This is a genomic window from Candidatus Burkholderia verschuerenii, from assembly GCF_001189365.1.
In the GTDB taxonomy this organism is placed as follows: Bacteria; Pseudomonadota; Gammaproteobacteria; order Burkholderiales; family Burkholderiaceae; genus Caballeronia; species Caballeronia verschuerenii.
The window spans coordinates 13,111-31,853 of the sequence record NZ_LFJJ01000046.1 but is presented as its reverse complement, the minus strand read 5'-3'; the positions used below and the strand labels follow the sequence as shown (position 1 = coordinate 31,853).

The 18,743-nt window shown below is 64.4% G+C and carries 17 protein-coding genes and 6 pseudogenes; 8 read left to right on the top strand and 15 right to left on the bottom strand.

What is annotated here, in order from left to right:
- Nucleotides 1-12: 12 nt before the first annotated feature.
- The 13 genes and pseudogenes from BVER_RS11105 to BVER_RS11055 form a co-directional block, all read right to left on the bottom strand.
- Nucleotides 13-249 carry a hypothetical protein gene (locus tag BVER_RS11105; RefSeq protein WP_157056010.1) on the bottom strand — a complete coding sequence of 79 codons (237 nt, stop codon included), beginning with the start codon at nucleotides 247-249 and terminating at the stop codon, nucleotides 13-15.
- 216 nt (nucleotides 250-465) lie between these two features.
- A complete protein-coding gene (gene ydiK, locus BVER_RS11100) occupies nucleotides 466-1,620 on the bottom strand; it encodes an AI-2E family transporter YdiK (RefSeq protein WP_083452142.1) in 1,155 nt (384 codons plus the stop codon).
- Between the two features lie 415 nt (nucleotides 1,621-2,035).
- Nucleotides 2,036-3,140 (bottom strand): annotated as a pseudogene (locus BVER_RS11095) (DUF1501 domain-containing protein).
- A 59-nt stretch (nucleotides 3,141-3,199) separates the two neighbouring features.
- Nucleotides 3,200-4,633 carry a DUF1800 domain-containing protein gene (locus BVER_RS11090; RefSeq protein WP_050453349.1) on the bottom strand — a complete coding sequence of 478 codons (1,434 nt, stop codon included), beginning with the start codon at nucleotides 4,631-4,633 and terminating at the stop codon, nucleotides 3,200-3,202.
- 132 nt (nucleotides 4,634-4,765) lie between these two features.
- Nucleotides 4,766-4,984, bottom strand: coding sequence for a hypothetical protein (locus BVER_RS33645; RefSeq protein ID WP_232316490.1), 219 nt, complete (start codon nucleotides 4,982-4,984; stop codon nucleotides 4,766-4,768).
- A pseudogene (locus BVER_RS33640) lies at nucleotides 4,947-5,252 on the bottom strand (periplasmic heavy metal sensor); the annotation flags it as partial. The pseudogene BVER_RS33640 and the gene BVER_RS33645, both read right to left, overlap by 38 nt.
- The gene (locus BVER_RS33635) at nucleotides 5,249-5,410 is read right to left on the bottom strand and encodes a hypothetical protein (RefSeq protein ID WP_157056009.1); all 162 of its coding nucleotides are present in this window, start codon (nucleotides 5,408-5,410) and stop codon (nucleotides 5,249-5,251) included. The gene BVER_RS33635 and the pseudogene BVER_RS33640, both read right to left, overlap by 4 nt.
- Nucleotides 5,411-5,476: 66 nt before the next feature.
- Nucleotides 5,477-5,677 (bottom strand): hypothetical protein, encoded by a 201-nt coding sequence (locus tag BVER_RS33630; protein WP_157056008.1) that lies wholly within the window; start codon nucleotides 5,675-5,677, stop codon nucleotides 5,477-5,479.
- Nucleotides 5,674-6,225, bottom strand: a complete 552-nt coding sequence (locus BVER_RS11075; protein ID WP_050453348.1) for an RNA polymerase sigma factor — start codon at nucleotides 6,223-6,225, stop codon at nucleotides 5,674-5,676. Before BVER_RS11075 ends, BVER_RS33630 begins: the two co-directional genes overlap by 4 nt.
- A gap of 275 nt (nucleotides 6,226-6,500) precedes the next feature.
- A pseudogene (locus tag BVER_RS11070) lies at nucleotides 6,501-6,857 on the bottom strand (YXWGXW repeat-containing protein).
- Nucleotides 6,858-6,952: 95 nt separating this feature from the next.
- Entirely contained in the window at nucleotides 6,953-7,867 is a 915-nt protein-coding gene (locus tag BVER_RS11065) for a LysR family transcriptional regulator (protein WP_050453354.1), read from the bottom strand.
- Nucleotides 7,868-7,914: 47 nt separating this feature from the next.
- Nucleotides 7,915-8,768, bottom strand: a pseudogene (locus BVER_RS11060) (3-hydroxybutyryl-CoA dehydrogenase).
- Nucleotides 8,769-8,952: 184 nt separating this feature from the next.
- Nucleotides 8,953-9,432: a 2,4'-dihydroxyacetophenone dioxygenase family protein gene (locus BVER_RS11055; RefSeq protein ID WP_050453347.1), complete on the bottom strand. Its 480-nt coding sequence runs from the start codon at nucleotides 9,430-9,432 to the stop codon at nucleotides 8,953-8,955.
- A gap of 93 nt (nucleotides 9,433-9,525) precedes the next feature.
- Here BVER_RS11055 and BVER_RS11050 point away from each other — a divergent pair, with 93 nt between their 5' ends.
- The 6 genes from BVER_RS11050 (at nucleotide 9,526) to BVER_RS11025 (ending at nucleotide 14,132) form a co-directional block, all read left to right on the top strand.
- A complete protein-coding gene (locus BVER_RS11050) occupies nucleotides 9,526-10,452 on the top strand; it encodes an ABC transporter ATP-binding protein (RefSeq protein WP_050453346.1) in 927 nt (308 codons plus the stop codon).
- Entirely contained in the window at nucleotides 10,449-11,210 is a 762-nt protein-coding gene (locus BVER_RS11045; protein ID WP_050453345.1) for an ABC transporter permease, read from the top strand. The genes BVER_RS11050 and BVER_RS11045 overlap by 4 nt, the downstream gene beginning before the upstream one ends.
- A gap of 43 nt (nucleotides 11,211-11,253) precedes the next feature.
- Nucleotides 11,254-11,769: a peptide-methionine (R)-S-oxide reductase MsrB gene (msrB, locus tag BVER_RS11040; protein ID WP_050453344.1), complete on the top strand. Its 516-nt coding sequence runs from the start codon at nucleotides 11,254-11,256 to the stop codon at nucleotides 11,767-11,769.
- Between the two features lie 64 nt (nucleotides 11,770-11,833).
- Nucleotides 11,834-12,370 (top strand): isochorismatase family protein, encoded by a 537-nt coding sequence (locus BVER_RS11035; RefSeq protein ID WP_050453343.1) that lies wholly within the window; start codon nucleotides 11,834-11,836, stop codon nucleotides 12,368-12,370.
- Between the two features lie 51 nt (nucleotides 12,371-12,421).
- Nucleotides 12,422-13,465, top strand: coding sequence for a patatin-like phospholipase family protein (locus BVER_RS11030; RefSeq protein ID WP_050453342.1), 1,044 nt, complete (start codon nucleotides 12,422-12,424; stop codon nucleotides 13,463-13,465).
- A gap of 175 nt (nucleotides 13,466-13,640) precedes the next feature.
- Entirely contained in the window at nucleotides 13,641-14,132 is a 492-nt protein-coding gene (locus BVER_RS11025) for a hypothetical protein (protein WP_157056007.1), read from the top strand.
- Between the two features lie 215 nt (nucleotides 14,133-14,347).
- Here the strand turns inward: BVER_RS11025 and BVER_RS11020 are convergent, their stop codons facing one another.
- Nucleotides 14,348-15,505: a metallophosphoesterase gene (locus BVER_RS11020; RefSeq protein ID WP_050453340.1), complete on the bottom strand. Its 1,158-nt coding sequence runs from the start codon at nucleotides 15,503-15,505 to the stop codon at nucleotides 14,348-14,350.
- Between the two features lie 206 nt (nucleotides 15,506-15,711).
- On the opposite strand from BVER_RS11020, the gene BVER_RS11015 reads away from it, so the two are divergent.
- Nucleotides 15,712-16,305, top strand: a complete 594-nt coding sequence (locus BVER_RS11015) for an SPRY domain-containing protein (RefSeq protein WP_050453339.1) — start codon at nucleotides 15,712-15,714, stop codon at nucleotides 16,303-16,305.
- A gap of 22 nt (nucleotides 16,306-16,327) precedes the next feature.
- On the opposite strand, the pseudogene gabT reads toward BVER_RS11015, so the two are convergent.
- A pseudogene (gene gabT, locus BVER_RS11010) lies at nucleotides 16,328-17,551 on the bottom strand (4-aminobutyrate--2-oxoglutarate transaminase).
- Between the two features lie 263 nt (nucleotides 17,552-17,814).
- Here gabT and BVER_RS11005 point away from each other — a divergent pair.
- Nucleotides 17,815-18,733 (top strand): annotated as a pseudogene (locus tag BVER_RS11005) (amidohydrolase).
- The last annotated feature ends 10 nt before the right edge of the window (nucleotides 18,734-18,743 follow it).

Sequence of the window (18,743 nt, the reverse complement as noted above, 5' to 3'; positions counted from 1 at the left end):
TTCAGCTCAACGTCATGCCTCAACCTCTACTCGTGCGCTGCAGACCTGGCTGAGATGTGCGTTTACGTCTGCACCAGACTGCGTCGTCGGGTCCATTCCGGCAAATTCAATTTTGCAGGCCCGACTCAGTAGTTCCTGATGTTTCGCTTCATCCTGCCAGTCGAGTTCGTCGAATATGCCGACGTAGACTTTCCTGAACAGGATATTCACACCGATGTAGTCGATAGTCTCCACGTCGCGCACAGACATGGTCATTCCCCTACGCCCCGTGCAGGGCAAATATCAAAGGACTGCATTGTAGCGGAATAAATGCGCTGGAATAACGGTAAAACTTTGAGTTATAAGTTTTAAAATCTTATATTCGTCAGAGTATTAAAGCGCGATTTAAGCGATTTCCTATTGCGACGCTTTGAATTGAATAAATTCAATCAGAATAATCCGTATTAAATCGCCCGGCGATGAACACTATTTTGCTAAATGCGCGCGATCCGTGCCTTCCGCGACGTCCTTTGCGCTCATCGCCTCGACTTGCGGCAGCGGCGGCTGCTCGTTGATCCACGCATTGAGAATGGCCGATGTCACCGCGAGAATCACCGGGCCGATAAACAGGCCGACGATGCCGAACGCGAACATGCCGCCGAGCACGCCGGAGAGAATCAGCAGCATCGACAGATTGACGCCGCGCTGGATCAGCATGGGCCGCAGGAAGTTGTCGAGCATCGCGATCATGATCGACCAGACCAGCATCAGGCCCGCCGCGACGGTCGAGCCGTGCCAGAACAGCCACGCGACGCTGCCAAGCAGCGGCAGCAGCGGGCCGATCTGCGCGAGGCAGAACATCAGCATGACGGCGGTGATCACGCCCGCCGCCGGCACGCCCGCGATCAGCAAGCCGATGCCGCCCAGCGCCGATTGCGTCACCGCCGTCACGACGATGCCCAGCGCCACCGCGCGAATCGCGAGCCCCGCCAGCTTGATCGCTTCCGCGCCGCGTTGCGCGGCGATGCGCGTGGCAAAGCGCGTCACGTACCGGCCAGCCGTCTCGCCGCGCATGTAGAGAATGCCGGAGATGATGATCGTGATGAACATATGCATCACGAACACGCCGACGACGGCCGCGTGCGACAGCATCCAGCGCGCCGCGATGGTCACGTAAGGTTCGAGCTTGGCGAGCAGGCCGCCGGGACCGGCATCGGAGAGCGATTGCCATTCGACCGCGGCGCGCTGGCCGATCACGGGGATATCGTGAATCCAGCCGGGCGGCGGCGGCAATGCGTAGGTCGGCAGACTTTTGATCGCCGACATGATTTCGCCGCCGTGCAAAGCCAGCGTGGAAATGGCTTCGTACAGCGGCAGCACGATGACGATCAGTAGCCCGAGCAGCATCACCGTGGTCGCGAGCCAGCGGCGATTGCCGCAACGCCGTTGCACGCCGAGCATCAGCGGCCAGGTGGCGACGACGATCGTGGTCGCCCAGATCAGTCCCGGCAGAAAGGGGCGCAGTACGTACAGGCTGCCGATGGTGAGTCCCGCCAGAATCGTGATGACCAGCAGGATCCGCGCGATATCGACCGGCGGGCGCGGATTCGGGTTCGGTTGGCCGTTGGGCGTGGTGGACATGAGCGTCGAATCGGGGAAGGGTTGGGCGCTGGCGAATGCGTTTGCGAATCTGCTGGCGATTCGAATGCAAGCGACACGAAAGCGATAAGCGAAAGTGGCCGCGCAGGCAAGACCGACGATGGACCGGGCCGGCATCATACCGGCTATGCGATCCATACTACTAAAAATTTTGCTGAGGTCGAACAGCGGTTTGGATGGCGACGCTGATATATGACGCTCGCATCGTTGTCCGATGCGAGCGGGATAAATCGCTTATGCTGAAAACGGAAACGAACCGACGCGCAAAACACGGAGGTATCGACATGAAAGCGCAACTTACGTCTGAACGTTGGCACGCAAAACGCGTACGCGTGTGGTCCGTGTACGCGGTGTGGCTGGTCGTGTGTTTCTTGCTGTCGCTGCCTTCGCTTTTCTCTTAGGTCTGCAATAAGCGCTGACCGAGTATTCGCGTGCCGGCTTGCGGAAACAGCGTCGTGCCCACGCGGCGCGGATCGATTCCGAACGTCTCGCCCGCCGCGCTTGCGATGACCGCATCGAGCCCGGTCGTCGGCTTCAGATCGCGCGACTGATACAGCGCGCCGTTCGACAAACCCGGCCAGTCGGCGATCACGCGACCGCCCGCTACCGCGCCGCCGAACACCATCGCCGCCGATCCCGTGCCGTGATCCGTGCCGCCCGTGCCATTCGCGGCCGCCGTGCGCCCGAACTCCGTCGCGACGATCACCGTCGTGTTGGCCCATTGCGTGCCGAGGCCATCGCGCAAGGCGGCGATCATCGTGTCGAGCGCTTTCAATTGGCCTGCCAGACGCGGATTCTGCGCACTGTGCGTATCCCAGCCGCCGGTTTCGATCATCGCGATACGCGGGCCGTCCGGCTTGCTCAGAAAATTCGCCGCGAGCTTGCCGAGGCTGGCCGGATCCTGACGCGCGCCCGCATCGGCGGCGAGGCCGCGCGCCTGCATCGCCGCATCCCAGAGCGGATGCAACTGCGCATCGCCCGCATAGAGCTGCGAGACGCGCGTGATCAGATCGTCGGGCGCTTGCGGCAAGGACGACGGCGCATACGACGTGACTTCCGCGCGCCCGCGCAACGCGAGCGGCACGGTCGGCGCGAACGCGATGGCGTCGGCGCGCGGCGCGCGGCGCGGGCAGCATCGACAGCAAGCGATTGAGCCAGCCGTCCTTCATCTGATACGGCGCGGTGCCGCCGGTTTCGAGCACGTTCTGCCTGTCGAAATGCGAGCGCTCGCGATACGGCGACGCCACTGCGTGCACGAACAGCGCCTGCCGGTCGCGATACATCTGCGCCGTCTGCACCAGCGACGGATGCAGCGCGAACATGCCGTCGAGTTTGGTCGCGTTCGAGGTATCGATCGCGAGCCCGCCGCGCAAGGACGCGTAGGCCGGATCGCCGTACGGCACGACGATATTCAGGCCATCGGCGGCGCCGCGCTGGATCACGAAGACGAAACGCTTGTCGGTTTCGGCCGACGCCAGCACGAGTTGCGGCGCGATCAGCATCGCGCCCGCGCTCGCGCTCGCGCTGGCACACCATAGGAATCGGACGCGTGATCATGGTGTCATCTCCTCAGAAAGTCGGGCGAAACGAGCAGCAGCGCGATCGCGGTCTGCGCGCTTTCGGCACGCGATACGGCGCTCGCCGTGGCATCGGACAATGAACCGGGCAGCAACTGCGGACCGAGCGCGCGGGCATCGAGCTTGTCGCCGGTGCGCGCGGCGAAACGCTGCGCCAGTTCGACGCGACGCACCAGCGCATCGGGCGCGGCCCAGCTTGCGGCGATATCGTCGAAACCGGCGGGCGAGCCGGGTTTCCAGGTCTGCTGACCGAGTTGCGTGAGAATCGGCGCGGCCTGCACGCCGTGCAGATCGGTGCGTCCGAGTCCGCGCAGCGAGGAAATCGTCCATTCCCACGGCGTCTTGAATTTGGCGGGCGCGCTCGCCCACGCTTCCGGCGATTCGATCAGTGCGCGATACACGCTCGGCAGATCGCCCTGCGTCGCGTTGAACACGCCCGCGAGCCGTTCGACGAGCGTGGGCGGCGGATTGTCGGCGACGAAGTGACGCGCCAGCTTTTCGCCGATATGCCGCGTCGTCGCGCGCGATGCCGCCAGATCGTGCAGCACGGCCAGCGGCTGCGCGACGCCATCCTGCGCATACTGGCGGCCCATGATCGTGCGCACGCCCGGCTCGTGCACGCGCGCGCGGAACACGAACTGGCCGGGCAGCGCCGTTTCGTTTGGATTCCTTGCGTTATCGGTCATCGCGACGAGACTCCAGCCGGTCAGCGCGCGTGCGAATTCGGTGACGTCGGTCTGCGAGTAACCGCTGCGCACGCCGAGCGTATGCAGTTCCATGATCTCGCGCGCGAGGTTTTCGTTGAGACCGCGCTTGTGCTCGGGATCGCGCATCGCGGCGCATTCGGCGGCGGGACTGTCGGGTCCGACCGAGCGCGGCTGATCGAGAAAGATCTGCATCGCCGGATGCTGTTCGGCGGCGATCAGCATGTCCTCGAAACGGCCCAGCACATGCGGGCGAATCGCTTCGTTTTCGAAGGAACCGGCGAGCATCGCGACCGGCGGCTTTTCGATCGATACCGCGAAGTGATTGGCCCAGAAATGCACCAATCGCTCGACGAAGGGCGCGTTCGCGGTCAGCGCGCTGGTGACGCGCGCATCGACCGCGTTGCGGTAGTCGTCGCGGATTGCCTGCGCGTATTGCTTGCGGATCGCGGCCTTGTCGGACTTGTCGTCGCCGTCGCTGCCCTTGGCATCGCGCAGCGCGCGCTGGCGTTCGGCGAACTGCGCGGCGAGCGTCGTGCTCGACGGCTGATTCGCGAGCGCGGGCGGCATCGGCTGATACGTGCTGGTTTGCGGCTGGGCCTGTTCGATGAGCCACGCGCGCGGATCGGCGGGAAGCGTGTCGCCCGGACGCGCGCCGAGCCCGAAGCGATTCACCGCGATGGCGGCGGGTGACAACTGCGGCGCGATGGCCATGCTGGGCTCCGGTTGGCTTGTCTCGATGCTTCGTTGAACGCGCCGAAGCGGGCGAATCCGTCGCTCGAAGGGCGAGAGAGTCGTAACGGCGTATTACGGCAGATCGTCCGGACGGCTTGAGACGCGCGCGCGTTACTCCTGCCGGTCCGGGCGCTCCTTCGGCGGCACCGCGCGCAGCGGACCGAAACGCTCCATCGCGCCGACCAGCTTCAGGCGCTCGTCGGGCGTGAGCGTCGCCGCGAAATCCGCGACCGCGCCTTCGACGCGCGCGCACCGCGACATCCGCCTGACGCGCGCGGGCGAGGGCATCGTCGAGCGCGGCGCGATCGAGCGTCGGCGCGGCGAGCACATGCGCGAGATCGATGCGCGCATCGCGCGATTGGCGGACCAGCGGCAAGCTTTCGCGGCGCGTGGCGCGCAGGGCGTCGCGCAATTGCTGCTGACGCTCGGCGGACAGATCGGACGCGGCGAAGCGGATGCCGCGCTGCTGCTCCGCGTTGGCCCGCTGATGCGCGAACAATCCCGACACGCGATACGCGCCGACGACGATCGAACCGATCAGAAACACGTTGAGCACGAGCGACACCGCGACGAGTGTCTTGAGAAAACGCGGACTCATTGATCGCTCCAGTCATCCGGCGCGCCGCCGAATGCCGATCCCGAATACGATTGATCGACCCAGCCGTGCACGGCCTGCGGCGCCTGCGCGGGCGCGAGCAGCGACACGACCAGCGCGCCCGCCGCGATACCCGCCGCGCCCGCGCCGACGAAACCCACGCCCGAAAACCAGATGCGCGGACGACGCCAGAACGGCGCGCGCCGTAGCGCGGACGCGATGATGCGTCACGCGAGCGCATCGCCGGGCGCGGCGACGGCGTGGGCGTCGAGCAGGCCGTCGAGCGCGCGGGCGTCGGCGAGTGCCGCGAGGGCTTGCGGATCGCGCGCATCGAGCAAGGCCTGCGCCGCGTCGCGCTCCGCGATCGGCCAGCGTTCGGGCGACGCCCCGTAAGCCTCGGTGAGACGGCGGAATCGATCGGGTGTCATGGGCTTTCATTGGAGGCGTCGTCGGGATCGGCCAGATCGGCGAGGGCGGATTTCAGATTGCGGCGCGCGCGGGCCAGCAGGCTTTCGAGCGCGTCGACGCTCACGCCCATCAGCGCGGCGGCTTCGGTGTTCGGCAGGTCCTGATAGTACTGAAGCACGAGCGCTTCGCGCTGGCGCGCGGGCAGACGCTCCAGCGCCCGCGCGATGCGGTCGCTCGTGCCGGCGCGTTCCAGCCGTTCGTCGGGCAAAGTCGCGCTATCGGCTTCTTCGGGCAGATCGTCGCCGAGCGCGCTTTCGCGCGTCTTGCGCAGCCGGTCGTAGCAGAGATTGAGCGTCACGCGATGCAGCCAGGTATCGAAACGCGCCTCGCCGCGCCGCCAGCGCGGGGCAATCTTCCAGATGCGAAGAAACGCTTCCTGAGCCATGTCGTCGGCCTCGTCACGGTCGCCCAGCATGCGCGCCGCGAGCGCGACGATTTCGCGTACCGCTCCCGGTTCCCGATTGCCGACGCGGGCAAGGAGCGCGGTATCCGGATCTTCTTCGTTCAAGGTCTTGTAAGGTCTCGTTGCGCTCGTCTGATGCAGCGGCTCGTGCCGGTCTGGGCGATGTCGCCATCGTGAATCAGCCCCGATAGACGACCGGTCCGCGGTAATACGCCGGATGCGCCGGATACACGACGCAGCCTGCCAGCGTCGCCGCGACCAGCGCCAGCGCGAGGATCGTCTTTAGCATGATGAATGACCTCGACTCGATTGTGAATGCGCGACCGCCGCTTCAATCACGGCGATCGCGCCGGCCTGCCGATTCGGCCGGAAGGCGTCGCTCAGGCCCAGTGCCCGCCGACCCAGCGCCAGTTCGGCCCGCGCGCGACCCAATGGCCCGGCACTCAGTGATAGCCCGCGCGCACCGGACGCCAGTGACCCGGCGCCCACACATACTGGCCGCCCGCCCAGCGCCAGTGGCCCGGATCCCACACCGAATCCGCGCGCGGCGGAGGCGGCGGTTCGACGCGCGGCGGCGGCGCGTTCGGCGCGATGATCACGGTCTGCGCCTCGGCGGCGCTGCTATGGAACAAGGCGATGGAACCCGCGCCCAGCGGCGCGAGCAGTGCCGCGAAGGCGGCGGAACGGAGCGCTCGGCGCAAGGTCGTCGCCGGATGCGGAGAGCGTGCTGTCTTCATGTTGTTTTCCCGTCGATGAAGGTTGCGACATCAGCTTGAACGTCGCATCGGCGGGAAATTCGTCGGCGGGAGGCGGCGGAATTTGTAACGAGTTTTTACGATGCGTCGAGTCCGTCGACCAGCCGTTGCGCCAGACGCGGCTGCCGGAACTGGTCGATCCACCATTGCAGCGCGCGGCCTTCGAGATCGCCGCGCCAGGCGACGTAGAGCGTGTTGGGCTCGCGCGGATCGGCGGTCGGTTTTTCGACGAGATCGCCGCGCGCCAGCAGCGTCGCCACGCGATGCCGGGGCAGCCAGCCGATGCCGAGCCCTTGCCGCTGCGCCAGAATCTTCGCGCGCATGCTGGGCACCGCGAGCGCGCGTTGTCCGCCGAGCACGCCGTACGCGCGTCCGCCCGATGCGCGCGACGAATCCGCCACCACCACCGCGCGATGCGCCGCGATATCCTCGCGCCTGAGCGGCCGATCCGACGCCGCCAGCGGATGCCGCGCCGCCACCGCGAACACCCATTCCATCACGCCGAGTTCGAACCATCGCAGGCCGGGAATCGCCGGCGGCTCGTTGGTCGCGCCGACGATCAGATCGGCGCGGCCATCGCGCAGCGCTTCCCAGGTGCCGCTCAGCACTTCGTGCGTGATGCGCAGCGTGACGCCGGAATCGAGCGCATCGAAAGCCTGCACGACGGGCAGGAAAGTCTCGAATTCGAGGATTTCATCGCACACGATCCACAGCCGGTCTTCCCAGCCGCTCGCGATCTGCTTCACGCGCTGCGTGAGGCGATCGACGTCGAGCATCAGACGCGCGGCTTCGTCGGCGAGCAGATGGCCGGCCGGCGTCAGGTGCAGCCGATAACGCCGCCGATCGAACAGCAGCGCATCGAAACGCGTCTCCAGCTGACGCGCCGCGTGCGATACCGTCGACGGCGCTTTGCCGAGCCGCGCCGCCGCGCGCGACAGACTGCCGGTCCTGCGGATCGCGTCGAGCAGCGCGAGTTCATCCTCCGACAACATGTGCGACTCCATCGAACGAATCAGAGGGAGTCGATCCTAAGGCATTTTTAGTCGTACTTGTACACGCCGTGCCTGGTTTTGCGGCCGAGGCGTCCGGCGGCGACGAGTTCGCGCATCAGCGGGCAGGCGCGGTATTTCGAATCGCCGAAGTCCTTGAGCAACACGTCCATCACCGACAGGCACACGTCGATGCCGATCAGATCCGCCAGCGCGAGCGGTCCGATCGGATGATTCGCGCCGAGCTTCATGCCCGCGTCGATTTCTTCCGCGCTCGCGACGCCTTCGTACAGCACGTAGAAGGCTTCGTTGATCATCGGCACCAGAATGCGGTTGACGACGAAGCCCGGCGAATTGCGCACGCGCCGATCGGCGATTTGTCGAGCTTTTCGGTGAGCGCGCGCACGGCGTCGAAGGTGGCGTCGCTGGTCTGGATGCCGCGAATCACTTCGACCAGTTGCAGGAGCGGCACCGGATTGAAGAAGTGCATGCCGATAAAGCGCTCCGGCGTGCCGAGCGTCGCGGCGAGCGCGGTGATCGAGATCGACGACGTGTTCGACGCGATGATCGCATCGGGCCGCGCGGCGGCTTCGATCTGCTTGAGGATGCGATGCTTCAGATCGACGTTTTCCGTGGCCGCTTCGATCACGATATCGGCGGCGGCGAGTTTGGCGTAATCGGTCGAGGTTTCGATGCGCGCGATGGCCGCATCGCGGTCGGATGCCTGCAGCTTTTCCTTCGCGACGAGGCGCTCGAGGCTGCCGGTCAGCGTGGCGACGCCCTTGGCGAGCGCGGCGTCGTTGACGTCGATCATGATGACCTTGAGGCCCGCGATGGCCGCGACCTGCGCGATGCCGTTGCCCATCGTGCCCGCGCCGATAATGCCGACGGTCTGAATGCTCATGCTGTACTCCTCCTGACGATTGATCGTGCCGGCGCGCCGGCGAACTCGTTCGATGGCTCGACGAAGCCGCGACGGCATTCGTCTCCGCTATCGATTCTACCGAGTGAAAAAGTCGGCGCCGTGATCGGGTGGTTTGGCGCGTACGGACGAACGGGCGTCGACCGATCGGTTGTGCTGAGCGATCTCAACCGAACGCGGTCAGATCCTTCGGCGCGAGCCCGTGGGCGCGGCAGTAACTTTCGTAGCGATTCCAGCCGCTGCGCCAGTCTTCCGCCGCGAGCACCTGACCGCGTTCGTCGACGAACAGCAACTCGCCCTGAATGATATTCAGTGTGACGATTTCGTCGTCGCCGTTCAATGGCGCGATGGCTTCGGGCGTGTGACTCGACCCCGCCGTTTCGTACACGATGCTGCCGGTCTCCGCGATCCATTCGTGCTCGCGATATTTCCAGCGTCCCTTCACCGTATAGACGATTACCGTTCCCGTATGACGATGGCGCGGCATCTCGCCTCTGGCCGGCGCTTTCAGGAGCGCGATGGTCTCACCGCGGATCGGATCGAGCTTGAAGTATTTGACGAGCACATGCTCGCTGTAGGGCGTAAACGGCACCCATGGCAGGTCGGCGTCGTTCAGGCAGGCGGTCTGGATGTGTTCGAACAGCATGGCGTTGCTCCTTGTCAGACGGGCATTGTAGGCACGGCGGCTGCGTTCGGGCGATCCAAGCCGAATCGCGCGCGATCTGCTATTGTTCGCGCCATGTCAGCCATCATCGAAGTATCCAATCTGTCCAAGGCCTACGGGTCGGGCTTCCGCGCGCTCTCCAACATCAACCTGGAGATCCGTCGCGGCGAGATTTTTGCTCTGCTCGGCCCGAACGGGGCGGGCAAAACGACGCTTATCAGCACCATCTGCGGCATCGTAAATCCGAGCGAGGGCCGCGTCACGGTCAACGGTCACGATATCGTCACGGACTATCGCGCCGCGCGCGCGATGATCGGTCTCGTGCCGCAGGAACTCACCACCGACGCCTTCGAATCCGTGTGGGCGACGGTGTCCTTCAGTCGCGGCCTGTTCGGGCGGCCGAAGAATCCGGCGCACGTCGAAAAGGTGCTGAAGGCGCTGTCGCTCTGGAACAAGAAGGACAACAAGATCATGACGCTGTCGGGCGGCATGAAACGGCGCGTGCTGATCGCCAAGGCACTGGCGCACGAGCCGGAAATCCTCTTTCTCGATGAACCGACCGCCGGCGTCGACGTCGAGTTGCGTCGCGACATGTGGAACCTCGTGCGCGATCTGAAGGCGAACGGCGTGACCATTATCCTGACGACGCATTACATCGAGGAAGCGGAGGAGATGGCCGATCGCATCGGCGTGATCAATTGCGGCGAAATCAAGCTCGTCGAGGAAAAGCACGAACTGATGCGCAAACTCGGCCAGAAGAAGCTCACGCTTCAGCTCGATCAGACGCTGGCCGCCGTGCCGGAATCGCTCGCGGCGTATGGTCTCGCGCTGTCGAGCGACGGTCACGAACTCACTTATACCTACGACGCGCACGACGAACCCGGCCGCATCATCGCGCTGCTTCGGCATGTGGATGAAGCCGGCGTGCGCTTCAAGGATTTGCAGACGACGCAAAGCTCGCTCGAAGACATTTTCGTGAGCCTCGTCAGGGAAGCCCAATGAATCTATACGCAGTCCGCGCGATCTATCGCTTCGAAATGGCGCGCGCCGGCCGCACGCTGATGCAAAGCATCGTGTCGCCGGTTATTTCCACTTCGCTGTACTTCGTCGTGTTCGGCGCGGCCATCGGCTCGCGCATCCCGCAGGTGGATGGCATCAGCTACGGCGCGTTTATCGTGCCGGGTCTGGTCATGCTGTCGCTGCTGACGCAGAGTATCGTCAACGCGTCGTTCGGCATCTATTTTCCGAAGTTCACGGGCACGATTTACGAATTGCTGTCGGCGCCTGTGTCGTACTTCGAACTGACGCTGAGTTATGTCGGCGCGGCGGCCACCAAGTCGGTGATTCTCGGCCTGATCATCCTCGCGACGGCGGGGCTGTTCGAGCCGTTGCGCGTCGATCATCCGGTGATGATGATCGTGTTTCTGCTGCTGACATCGGTGACATTCAGCCTGCTCGGGTTCATCATCGGCATATGGGCGGATGGCTTCGAGAAAATTCAGATCATTCCGCTCCTGATCGTGACGTCGCTGACCTTTCTCGGCGGCAGTTTTTATTCGATCAACATCCTTCCGCCGTTCTGGAAGACCGTGGCGCTGTTCAACCCGGTCGTCTACCTGATCAGCGGATTTCGCTGGAGCTTTTACGGGCTGGCGGATGTCGAAGTGGGCGTGAGTCTGGGCATGACGGTGGTATTCCTCTGCGTGTTCATCGCGATCGTCGCGTGGATCTTCAAGACGGGATACCGGCTCAAGGCTTGATCCGGCGGCGGAGAGCGCCGACCTGTGAAGAGGCGTTCTTCGGATGAAAACCATGAAACGCACGAAACGTAATTTCTTCGGCTCTTTTGCAGCGAGTTTCACGGGTGGCGCGGCATCGCTGCGCGGCGAGCAAGGTGTGGAACCGCGCGATGCGCCGCCGATGCCGCACGAAATCCATCACAGCGACGCCGGCTGGCGACGACGATTGTCCTCCGAGCAGTTTCGCGTCTTGCGACGCGGCGCGACCGAGCCGCCGTTCGCGAGTCCGCTGCTCAACGAGCGTCGCAGCGGCTTATACGAATGCGCGGGCTGCGGCTTACCGCTGTTTTCATCGGCGGCGAAGTTCGATAGCGGCACCGGCTGGCCGAGTTTCTTCAAGCCGCTCGATGGCGCGGTCAACGCGCTCGCCGACGCCGATATCCCGATGCCGCGCGTCGAAGTGCATTGCCGGCGCTGCGGCGGTCACCTCGGCCATATTTTCGACGACGGCCCCAAACCCACCGGTCTGCGCTATTGCCTGAACGGCGCGGCGCTGTTGTTCAGGCAGGCCGACTCCTGATCATCCATCACGCTGCTCATGAACGCTTCCGAACTCAAGCTGGACCCCAAAACCACACGCCCTCGTGTTGATCGATCTGCAAGCAGGCATCGCCGCGTTGCCGGTGAAGGGACACACCTCCGCCGATGTACTGCGCAATTCCGGCGCGCTCGCCGACGCATTCCGCGCCGCCGGTGCGCCGGTCGTGCTCGTGAAGGTCGCGTTCCCCGGCGCGCCGGATACGCTCAAGCCCGTCACCGACGCCGCGCCGTCCGCACCGATGGCCGAGCCCGCCGGATGGACGGAGTTGTCGCCTGAGCTGAACGTGCAGCCGGCGGATATCGTCGTGCTCAAGCGTCAATGGGGCGCGTTCTACGGCACCGATCTCGATCTGCAATTGCGCCGTCGCGGCATCGGGACGATCGTGATGGCGGGCATCGCGACGTCGATCGGCGTGGATTCGACCGCGCGCGGCGCATTCGAGCGCGGTTATCAGCAAATCTTCGTCGAAGATGCGATGGCCGATCTGCACGCCGAGATGCACGACGCGACGTGCCGCTTCATCTTCCCGCGCATGGGCCGCGTGCGCTCGACGGCGCAGGTGTTGAGCGCGCTGGCGTAACCTCGCGCGTCGCCTATGCTGTAGGTTCCGGTGGCCGCGCGAGGTGCGGAAATGGCGACGAAACCCAAGGTGGCGATTGCGTGTCAGGGCGGCGGCAGTCATGCGGCGTTCGCGGCCGGCGTGCTGCAACGGCTGCTCGGCGACGAGTCCGCGCGCTTCGAACTGGTCGGCCTGTCCGGGACGTCCGGCGGCGCGATGTGCAGCGCGCTCGCGTGGGCCGGTCTGCTGATCGGCGGCCCCGACGATGCCGTGCGACGCCTCGGCGCCTTCTGGCGCGATCTCGAAGCGCGCGCGGCGCCCGATATCGTCGCGAACGCGCTGGGCGTCTGGTACACGCGGCTGCCGGTGAATGCGGAAATCAGTCCGTATCTGTATCCGCCGATCGCCGAAGATCGTCTGCGCGAACTGCTGAGCGAGCACCTTCCTTTCGATGCCTTGCCGGACGATCCGCAGCGTCGCGCCCATCCCGCGCTGCTGATCGGCGCGACCGACGTGCAATCCGGCGATCGCCTGATCTTCACGGGCGAGCATCTTACGCAGGATCAACTGGTTGCGTCCGCTGCCGTGCCGCCGTTGTATCGCGCGGTCGAGGCAGAAGGGCGCATGTGCTGGGACGGCCTGTTCAGCAGCAATCCGCCGGTGCGCGAGTTCACCGATCTCGACTACGACAAGCGTCCCGACGAGATTTGGGTCGTGCAGATCAACCCGCAATATCGGCGCGAATTGCCTGAATCGAGCAACGAGATTATCGATCGACGCAATGAACTCGCGGGCAATCTTGCGCTCGGGCAGGAGTTGTACTTCACGACGCGCATCAACGCGTTGCTGACGGAACACAAGGCGCTCGCCAAACGTTATAAGCCGATCAAGATTCGCGTCGTGCAGATCCATGTCGATCCGCGCGAATATCCCGGCACGCTCGACTACGCCTCCAAGTTCGATCGCAATCCCGCCTTGATTCACGCGCTGATGCGCAGCGGCCGGGAACGCGCCGAATGGTTCTTCGACGCGCGTTCGGATTGGCCGCGCGAAGGCACCGCGCCGCATTGCAGCGTTTATGTGACGCGCTCGCAGGCGATGTCGGGAATCGATTGATTATCGGCACGTCAATTTCGATTAACCGGACAATTGCCTACAAAATTTCGCAATCCGGATAAATGATCCGTATCGGTTGACACGGCACAATCCGCTTACGAGACTGAATGGAAGCGCGACCGGCATGAGCGGTTTCGCGCGCGTCGGCTCGACTTCTCGTAAGGCAGAGTTAATCATGAAAAAGAAAATAGCCGCAGCATGGGTCATGGCGCTCTGCGCGTCGGTTGCCGGCGAAGGCGCGCTGGCGCAACAGCGCGCGGTATCGTCCGCGACGATCGACGGCACGATGGTCGTGCAGATCATCGGCGAAGTGCAGGCGGTCGATGCGCAAGGCCGCGCGACGCAGCTCAACGTCAGTCCCAGCATGCACGATCTCGACAAGCTGCCGCTCGGCACGCGCGTGAAGAGCACGGCGCTACAACCCGTGACGCTGACGAAGGCCGCCAACGCCAAGGCGCAATCGATGATTCCCGGCGACAGGCAGTTCATCGCAAAGGTCGCGAACGTCGATGGCGCGACGGGCGTCATCACGCTCAAGGACGCCGACGATCTGCCGATCGAAGTCCGCGCGCGCGATCCGGGCAAGGCGGCGGCGCTGTCGAACGGAACGAGCGTGAAGGTGATGTTGCAAGGCAAAGCGGCGCGTGCCGCCAATAGTGGCCAATAACGGCCCGTGACGTGAATGCCGTCCGTCAGGCGAAGTTCAGAGTCTTCTAATGGTCACGACGGCATTCATCCTTTATCCTCTCTCTAACTCGAAGGTAGTTCCCCCTGCCTGAGAGTGATGTCCGGGCATGCCCCTGTTCGGGCATCGCGCTTGATGTTGAGCGCAGGACGCACGCAGTTCACCGCGTGCGTCCACTACCGAATTATGTTGCAGCGTTATGTTGCGGCCACCAGCCGAACCCGCGTGATCTCCGATGGCGCACCGAGCCGCTTCGGCGGTCCCCAGTATCCGGTGCCACGGCTCGTATAGACCCACAGCCCGTTGAACTTCGTGAGACCCGCCACGAACGGCTGCTGCAACTTCACGAAGAAATTCCACGGAAAGAACTGGCCGCCGTGCGTGTGCCCGGACAGTTGCAGCGTGAAGCCCGCATCGGCGGCAGCGGTTGCGCTGCGCGGCTGATGCGCGAGCAGCACGCGCACCGTCGCATCGGCGGGCGCGCCGTCAATTGCCTTCGCCGAATCGCTACGATGCGCCGGGTCGAAACTGCCCGCGCCGTAATCGGTCACGCCGGCAATCACCGCGCGCGCGCCGTCGTGGTCCACCACCACATGCTGATTCAGCAGCACGGTCAGGCCGAGACGCCGAAACTCCGCAATCCACTTTTCCGCGCCCGAGTAATACTCGTGATTGCCGGTGACCAGAAAGGCGCCGTGTCGCGCGCTGAGTTCGCCGAGCGGACGCGTGTGATCGGCGAGATGCGGCACCGAACCGTCGACGACATCGCCCGTCACCGCGATCAGATCCGGCCGCAGTCCGTTCACGGCCGCCACGATGCGCTCGACGTAATGCCGCTTGATCGTCGGGCCGACGTGGATATCGCTGATCTGCACGATGGTGAACCCTTGCAGCGCGCTGGGCAAATTAGCGATAGGCACATCCACGCTGACGACAGGTGCACGCCGACGCGCGTTGTAGAAGCCGATCGCGGATAGCAGCACGGCGAGCAGCGGGACCGCGAGCGCACTGTTCGCGACGAGTTCGGGCGATCCGACCGGCGAGCCGTGCAGCCAGTTGGCGAGATGCACGACCAGCAGCATGACATCGCGTGCGAAGGTGAGCAGCAACAGCGACGAGAAGAAGCCCATCGCGGTGAGGCCTAGCCATGCCAGGCGATCGGCGAGCGGCTGACCTTCGATATTGCGCGCCGACATGCCAATCGGAATCAGCACGAGCGAGGCAATCAGCAGCAGCGCGGCGAGCACTTTCCACGGCATGCCGACCGGAGCATCGCCGATAAGCCGCACGCCGACATACACATGGAATAAAACGCCGATACCGATAAAACGGATAAAGAATGCCGAACGTCGCATGAGGGTCCTGAGGGTAGGAACTCGGCGCTTCGAGAGGTGCTCGGGAACGGCTCGACGCCCGCGCCGACTATGGAACCAATTCTACCGGTTCGACAAAATACGCGCCTTCTCCGGCGGTTGCGTGCTACGAGCCGATCGACTGGACATTCGCGCGACGCATGAGTATTGGTAGACGACAGTCATCCACCCCATGCGGAGCGGGAAGCATGAACATGAAACGATGCGCGGTATCGATTTCGCTCTTCGCCATAATCGCCGGCGCATTCGCGCAGGACGACACCGATCTCGTCAAGCAAGCGCAGCAGACACTCGCCGCCGCGCCGCCGATTCATCTTCAGGCGACGATTCTTTCGATCGATCGCGACACGCGCACGGTCACGGTTCACGGTCCGCATCGCGATGCGACGCTCGTCGTCAGCAAGGACGTGCCGAACTTCGATCGCCTGCGCGTCGGCGACAAGGTCGATGTGATGTACAAGAACGCGATTCTGGTGACCGCGCAGAAGGTGTCGGGCAAGAATGCGGGCACGCGTCAACGCACCGATACGCAGAGTTATCAGCCGGGGACGGGCGCGAATGGCGAGGGCTTCGAATCGTCGCGGCGGACGGAGATTCTCGCGACGGTCGAGAAGGTCGACAACAAGCATCATCGGATCACGCTGCGCGGCCCGTGGCGCACGGAGACGATGGACCTGCTGCCCGAGTTTCAGGCGCAGAAGCTGAAGAAGGGCGACACGGTGCACGCGGTATTTCTGTCGGCGGCGGCGGTGAACGTCACGCCGGTCGATGCCGCGAAATAGTCGCCCTTCGCTTCGAGTGAACTCAGGCCGCGGCGGCGATGGTTTCCGTCAGCACGTCTTCGAGAATGGCGAGCGCTTCGTCGAATATCTCGTCCTGAATGGTGAGCGGAAACAGGAAGCGCACGACATTGCCGTAGACGCCACACACGAGCAGCAGCAGGCCGCGTTCGAGCGCGCGCGTCTGCTCGGCGCGGGCAAAGGCCGTATCGGGTTCGTGCGTGTCGGGGCGGCAGAACTCGACGGCGATCATCGCGCCGGGGCCGCGCACGTCGGCGATCTGCGGCACGTCTTTTCTGAGCGCGTGAAGCGTCGACTTGAGCTTGTCGCCGAGCCGTGTCGCGCGTTCGCAGAGTCGTTCCTCGTCGATGATATCGAGCACCGCGTGCGCCGCCGCCACCGCCAACGGATTGCCCGCGTAAGTGCCGCCGAGTCCGCCGGGCGCGGCCGCATCCATGATCTCCGCGCGGCCCACGACGCCCGATAGCGGCATGCCGCCCGCCAGGCTTTTGGCGATCGTCATCAGGTCGGGGCTGACATCGTAATGTTCCATCGCGAACAGCTTGCCGGTGCGGGCGAAGCCGGTTTGCACTTCGTCGGCGATCAGCAGGATGCCGTGCTCGTCGCAGATTCAGCGCAAGCCTTTCACGAACGTGGCCGGCGCCGGATTGAAGCCGCCTTCGCCCTGCACGGGTTCGAAGATGATCGCGGCCACACGCGCGGGCTCGATATCCGCCTTGAAGAGTTGCGCGATGGCGCGCAGCGAGTCCTCGACGGAGACGCCGTGCAGGGCATTCGGAAACGGCGCGTGATAGACATCCGACGGAAACGGCCCGAAGCCGATCTTGTACGGCGCGACCTTGCCGGTCAGCGCCATGCCCATCAGCGTGCGGCCGTGAAAGCCGCCGCTGAACGCAATCACGCCCGGCCGCCCGGTTGCCGCGCGCGCGATCTTCACGGCGTTCTCGACGGCTTCCGCGCCGGTCGTGAAAAACGCCGTCTTGTTCGGATAGCGTGAAGGCGCGCGGGCGCTGATTTTTTCCGCCAGCGAAACGTAGGATTCGTACGGTACGATCTGATAAGCCGTATGCGTGAAGCAGTCCAGTTGCGCGCGGATCGCCTCGACGATCTTCGGATGCCGATGCCCCGTATTGCACACCGCGATGCCCGCCGCGAAATCGATGAAGCGCCGTCCCTCGACGTCCCACAGTTCGGTGTTCTCGGCGCGGGCCGCGTAGAAGTCGCACATCACGCCGACGCCGCGCGGTGTCGCGGCATTCTTGCGGGCTTGCAGGGTGGCGTTGTCTACCTTGGCGTTCACGGCGGGTTCTCCTTGATTTCGTCGGCGATGCAGGTCAGCAACGAATAGAGAGAGATTTGGCTCCGGATTTGAGAGCCATTTCGATAAAAGCGGAGGAGCCAATTTTCGGACTCGCCTGCGCGCATCGCGGGCGAGCGGCTATCATGTGCGCCGTTTTCGCCTAACCGCACTCAACCGCCATGGATTTTCCGATGCCACGTCTCACCGAAATCGCCGATCTCGCCGACGACGCGCCCGCGCTGCGCGAGATTCGTCACGACATCCATCGCCATCCCGAACTCTCTTATGAAGAGACGCGCACGTCCGCGCTCGTCGCCGATCTGCTCGAGCAATGGGGCTGGCAGGTGACGCGCGGTATCGCGGGAACGGGAGTCATCGGCACATTGAAGGCGGGAACGGGCACGAAACGCATCGGCTTGCGCGCGGACATGGATGCGCTGCCGATCCTCGAACAGAGCGGCAAGCCGTATGCGAGCGCGTCGCCCGGCAAGATGCACGCATGCGGCCACGATGGCCACACGACGATGCTGCTCGGCGCGGCGCGTCACCTCGCGCGCATGAAGCGTTTCGACGGCACGGTGCATCTGTACTTTCAGCCCGCCGAGGAGCACGGCAAGCCAAGCGGCGCGGAACTCATGATCATGGAAGGCCTGTTCGAGCGCTTTCCCTGCGATGCCGTGTTCGGCGTGCACAATCATCCGGGCGCGCAACCGGGCACTTTCCTGTTCCGCAAAGGTCCGTTCATGGCGGCGTGCGATCAGGTGTCGATCGAGATTACGGGCGTCGGCGGTCACGCGGCGCGGCCGCATATGAGCGTCGATCCGGTCGTCGTGACGGCGAGCGTCGTGATGGCCTTGCAGACCATCGTCGCGCGCAATATCGATCCGGCGCAGGCGGCGGTCGTCACGGTCGGCTCGATGCACGCGGGCACGGTGAACAACGTCATCCCGAATCGCGCGACGCTGGAATTGTCGGTGCGCTCGTTCAATCAATGGCGCGGGCGAGGACGGCTGCATGGTCCACAATCCGCACTACGATTTCAACGACCGCAATCTGCCGATCGGCGCGGCGTACTGGGCGCGGCTCGTCGAGCGTTATCTGGCGCAATAAAAAATGCGCA

What these genes read in the sequence shown, in the direction of transcription:
- BVER_RS33645 (WP_232316490.1), bottom strand. Translation starts at nt 4,984, where the DNA reads ATGTGCTCGCCGCGCCGACGCTCGATCGCGCCGCGCTCGACGATGCCC.
- BVER_RS11090 (WP_050453349.1), bottom strand. Translation starts at nt 4,633, where the DNA reads ATGGCCATCGCGCCGCAGTTGTCACCCGCCGCCATCGCGGTGAATCGC.
- BVER_RS11025 (WP_157056007.1), top strand. Translation starts at nt 13,641, where the DNA reads ATGAAAAAGAAAATAGCCGCAGCATGGGTCATGGCGCTCTGCGCGTCG.
- BVER_RS11065 (WP_050453354.1), bottom strand. Translation starts at nt 7,867, where the DNA reads ATGTTGTCGGAGGATGAACTCGCGCTGCTCGACGCGATCCGCAGGACC.
- BVER_RS11045 (WP_050453345.1), top strand. Translation starts at nt 10,449, where the DNA reads ATGAATCTATACGCAGTCCGCGCGATCTATCGCTTCGAAATGGCGCGC.
- BVER_RS11030 (WP_050453342.1), top strand. Translation starts at nt 12,422, where the DNA reads ATGGCGACGAAACCCAAGGTGGCGATTGCGTGTCAGGGCGGCGGCAGT.
- BVER_RS11055 (WP_050453347.1), bottom strand. Translation starts at nt 9,432, where the DNA reads ATGCTGTTCGAACACATCCAGACCGCCTGCCTGAACGACGCCGACCTG.
- BVER_RS33630 (WP_157056008.1), bottom strand. Translation starts at nt 5,677, where the DNA reads ATGACACCCGATCGATTCCGCCGTCTCACCGAGGCTTACGGGGCGTCG.
- BVER_RS11105 (WP_157056010.1), bottom strand. Translation starts at nt 249, where the DNA reads ATGTCTGTGCGCGACGTGGAGACTATCGACTACATCGGTGTGAATATC.
- BVER_RS11050 (WP_050453346.1), top strand. Translation starts at nt 9,526, where the DNA reads ATGTCAGCCATCATCGAAGTATCCAATCTGTCCAAGGCCTACGGGTCG.
- BVER_RS11020 (WP_050453340.1), bottom strand. Translation starts at nt 15,505, where the DNA reads ATGCGACGTTCGGCATTCTTTATCCGTTTTATCGGTATCGGCGTTTTA.
- BVER_RS11015 (WP_050453339.1), top strand. Translation starts at nt 15,712, where the DNA reads ATGAACATGAAACGATGCGCGGTATCGATTTCGCTCTTCGCCATAATC.
- msrB (WP_050453344.1), top strand. Translation starts at nt 11,254, where the DNA reads ATGAAAACCATGAAACGCACGAAACGTAATTTCTTCGGCTCTTTTGCA.
- ydiK (WP_083452142.1), bottom strand. Translation starts at nt 1,620, where the DNA reads ATGTCCACCACGCCCAACGGCCAACCGAACCCGAATCCGCGCCCGCCG.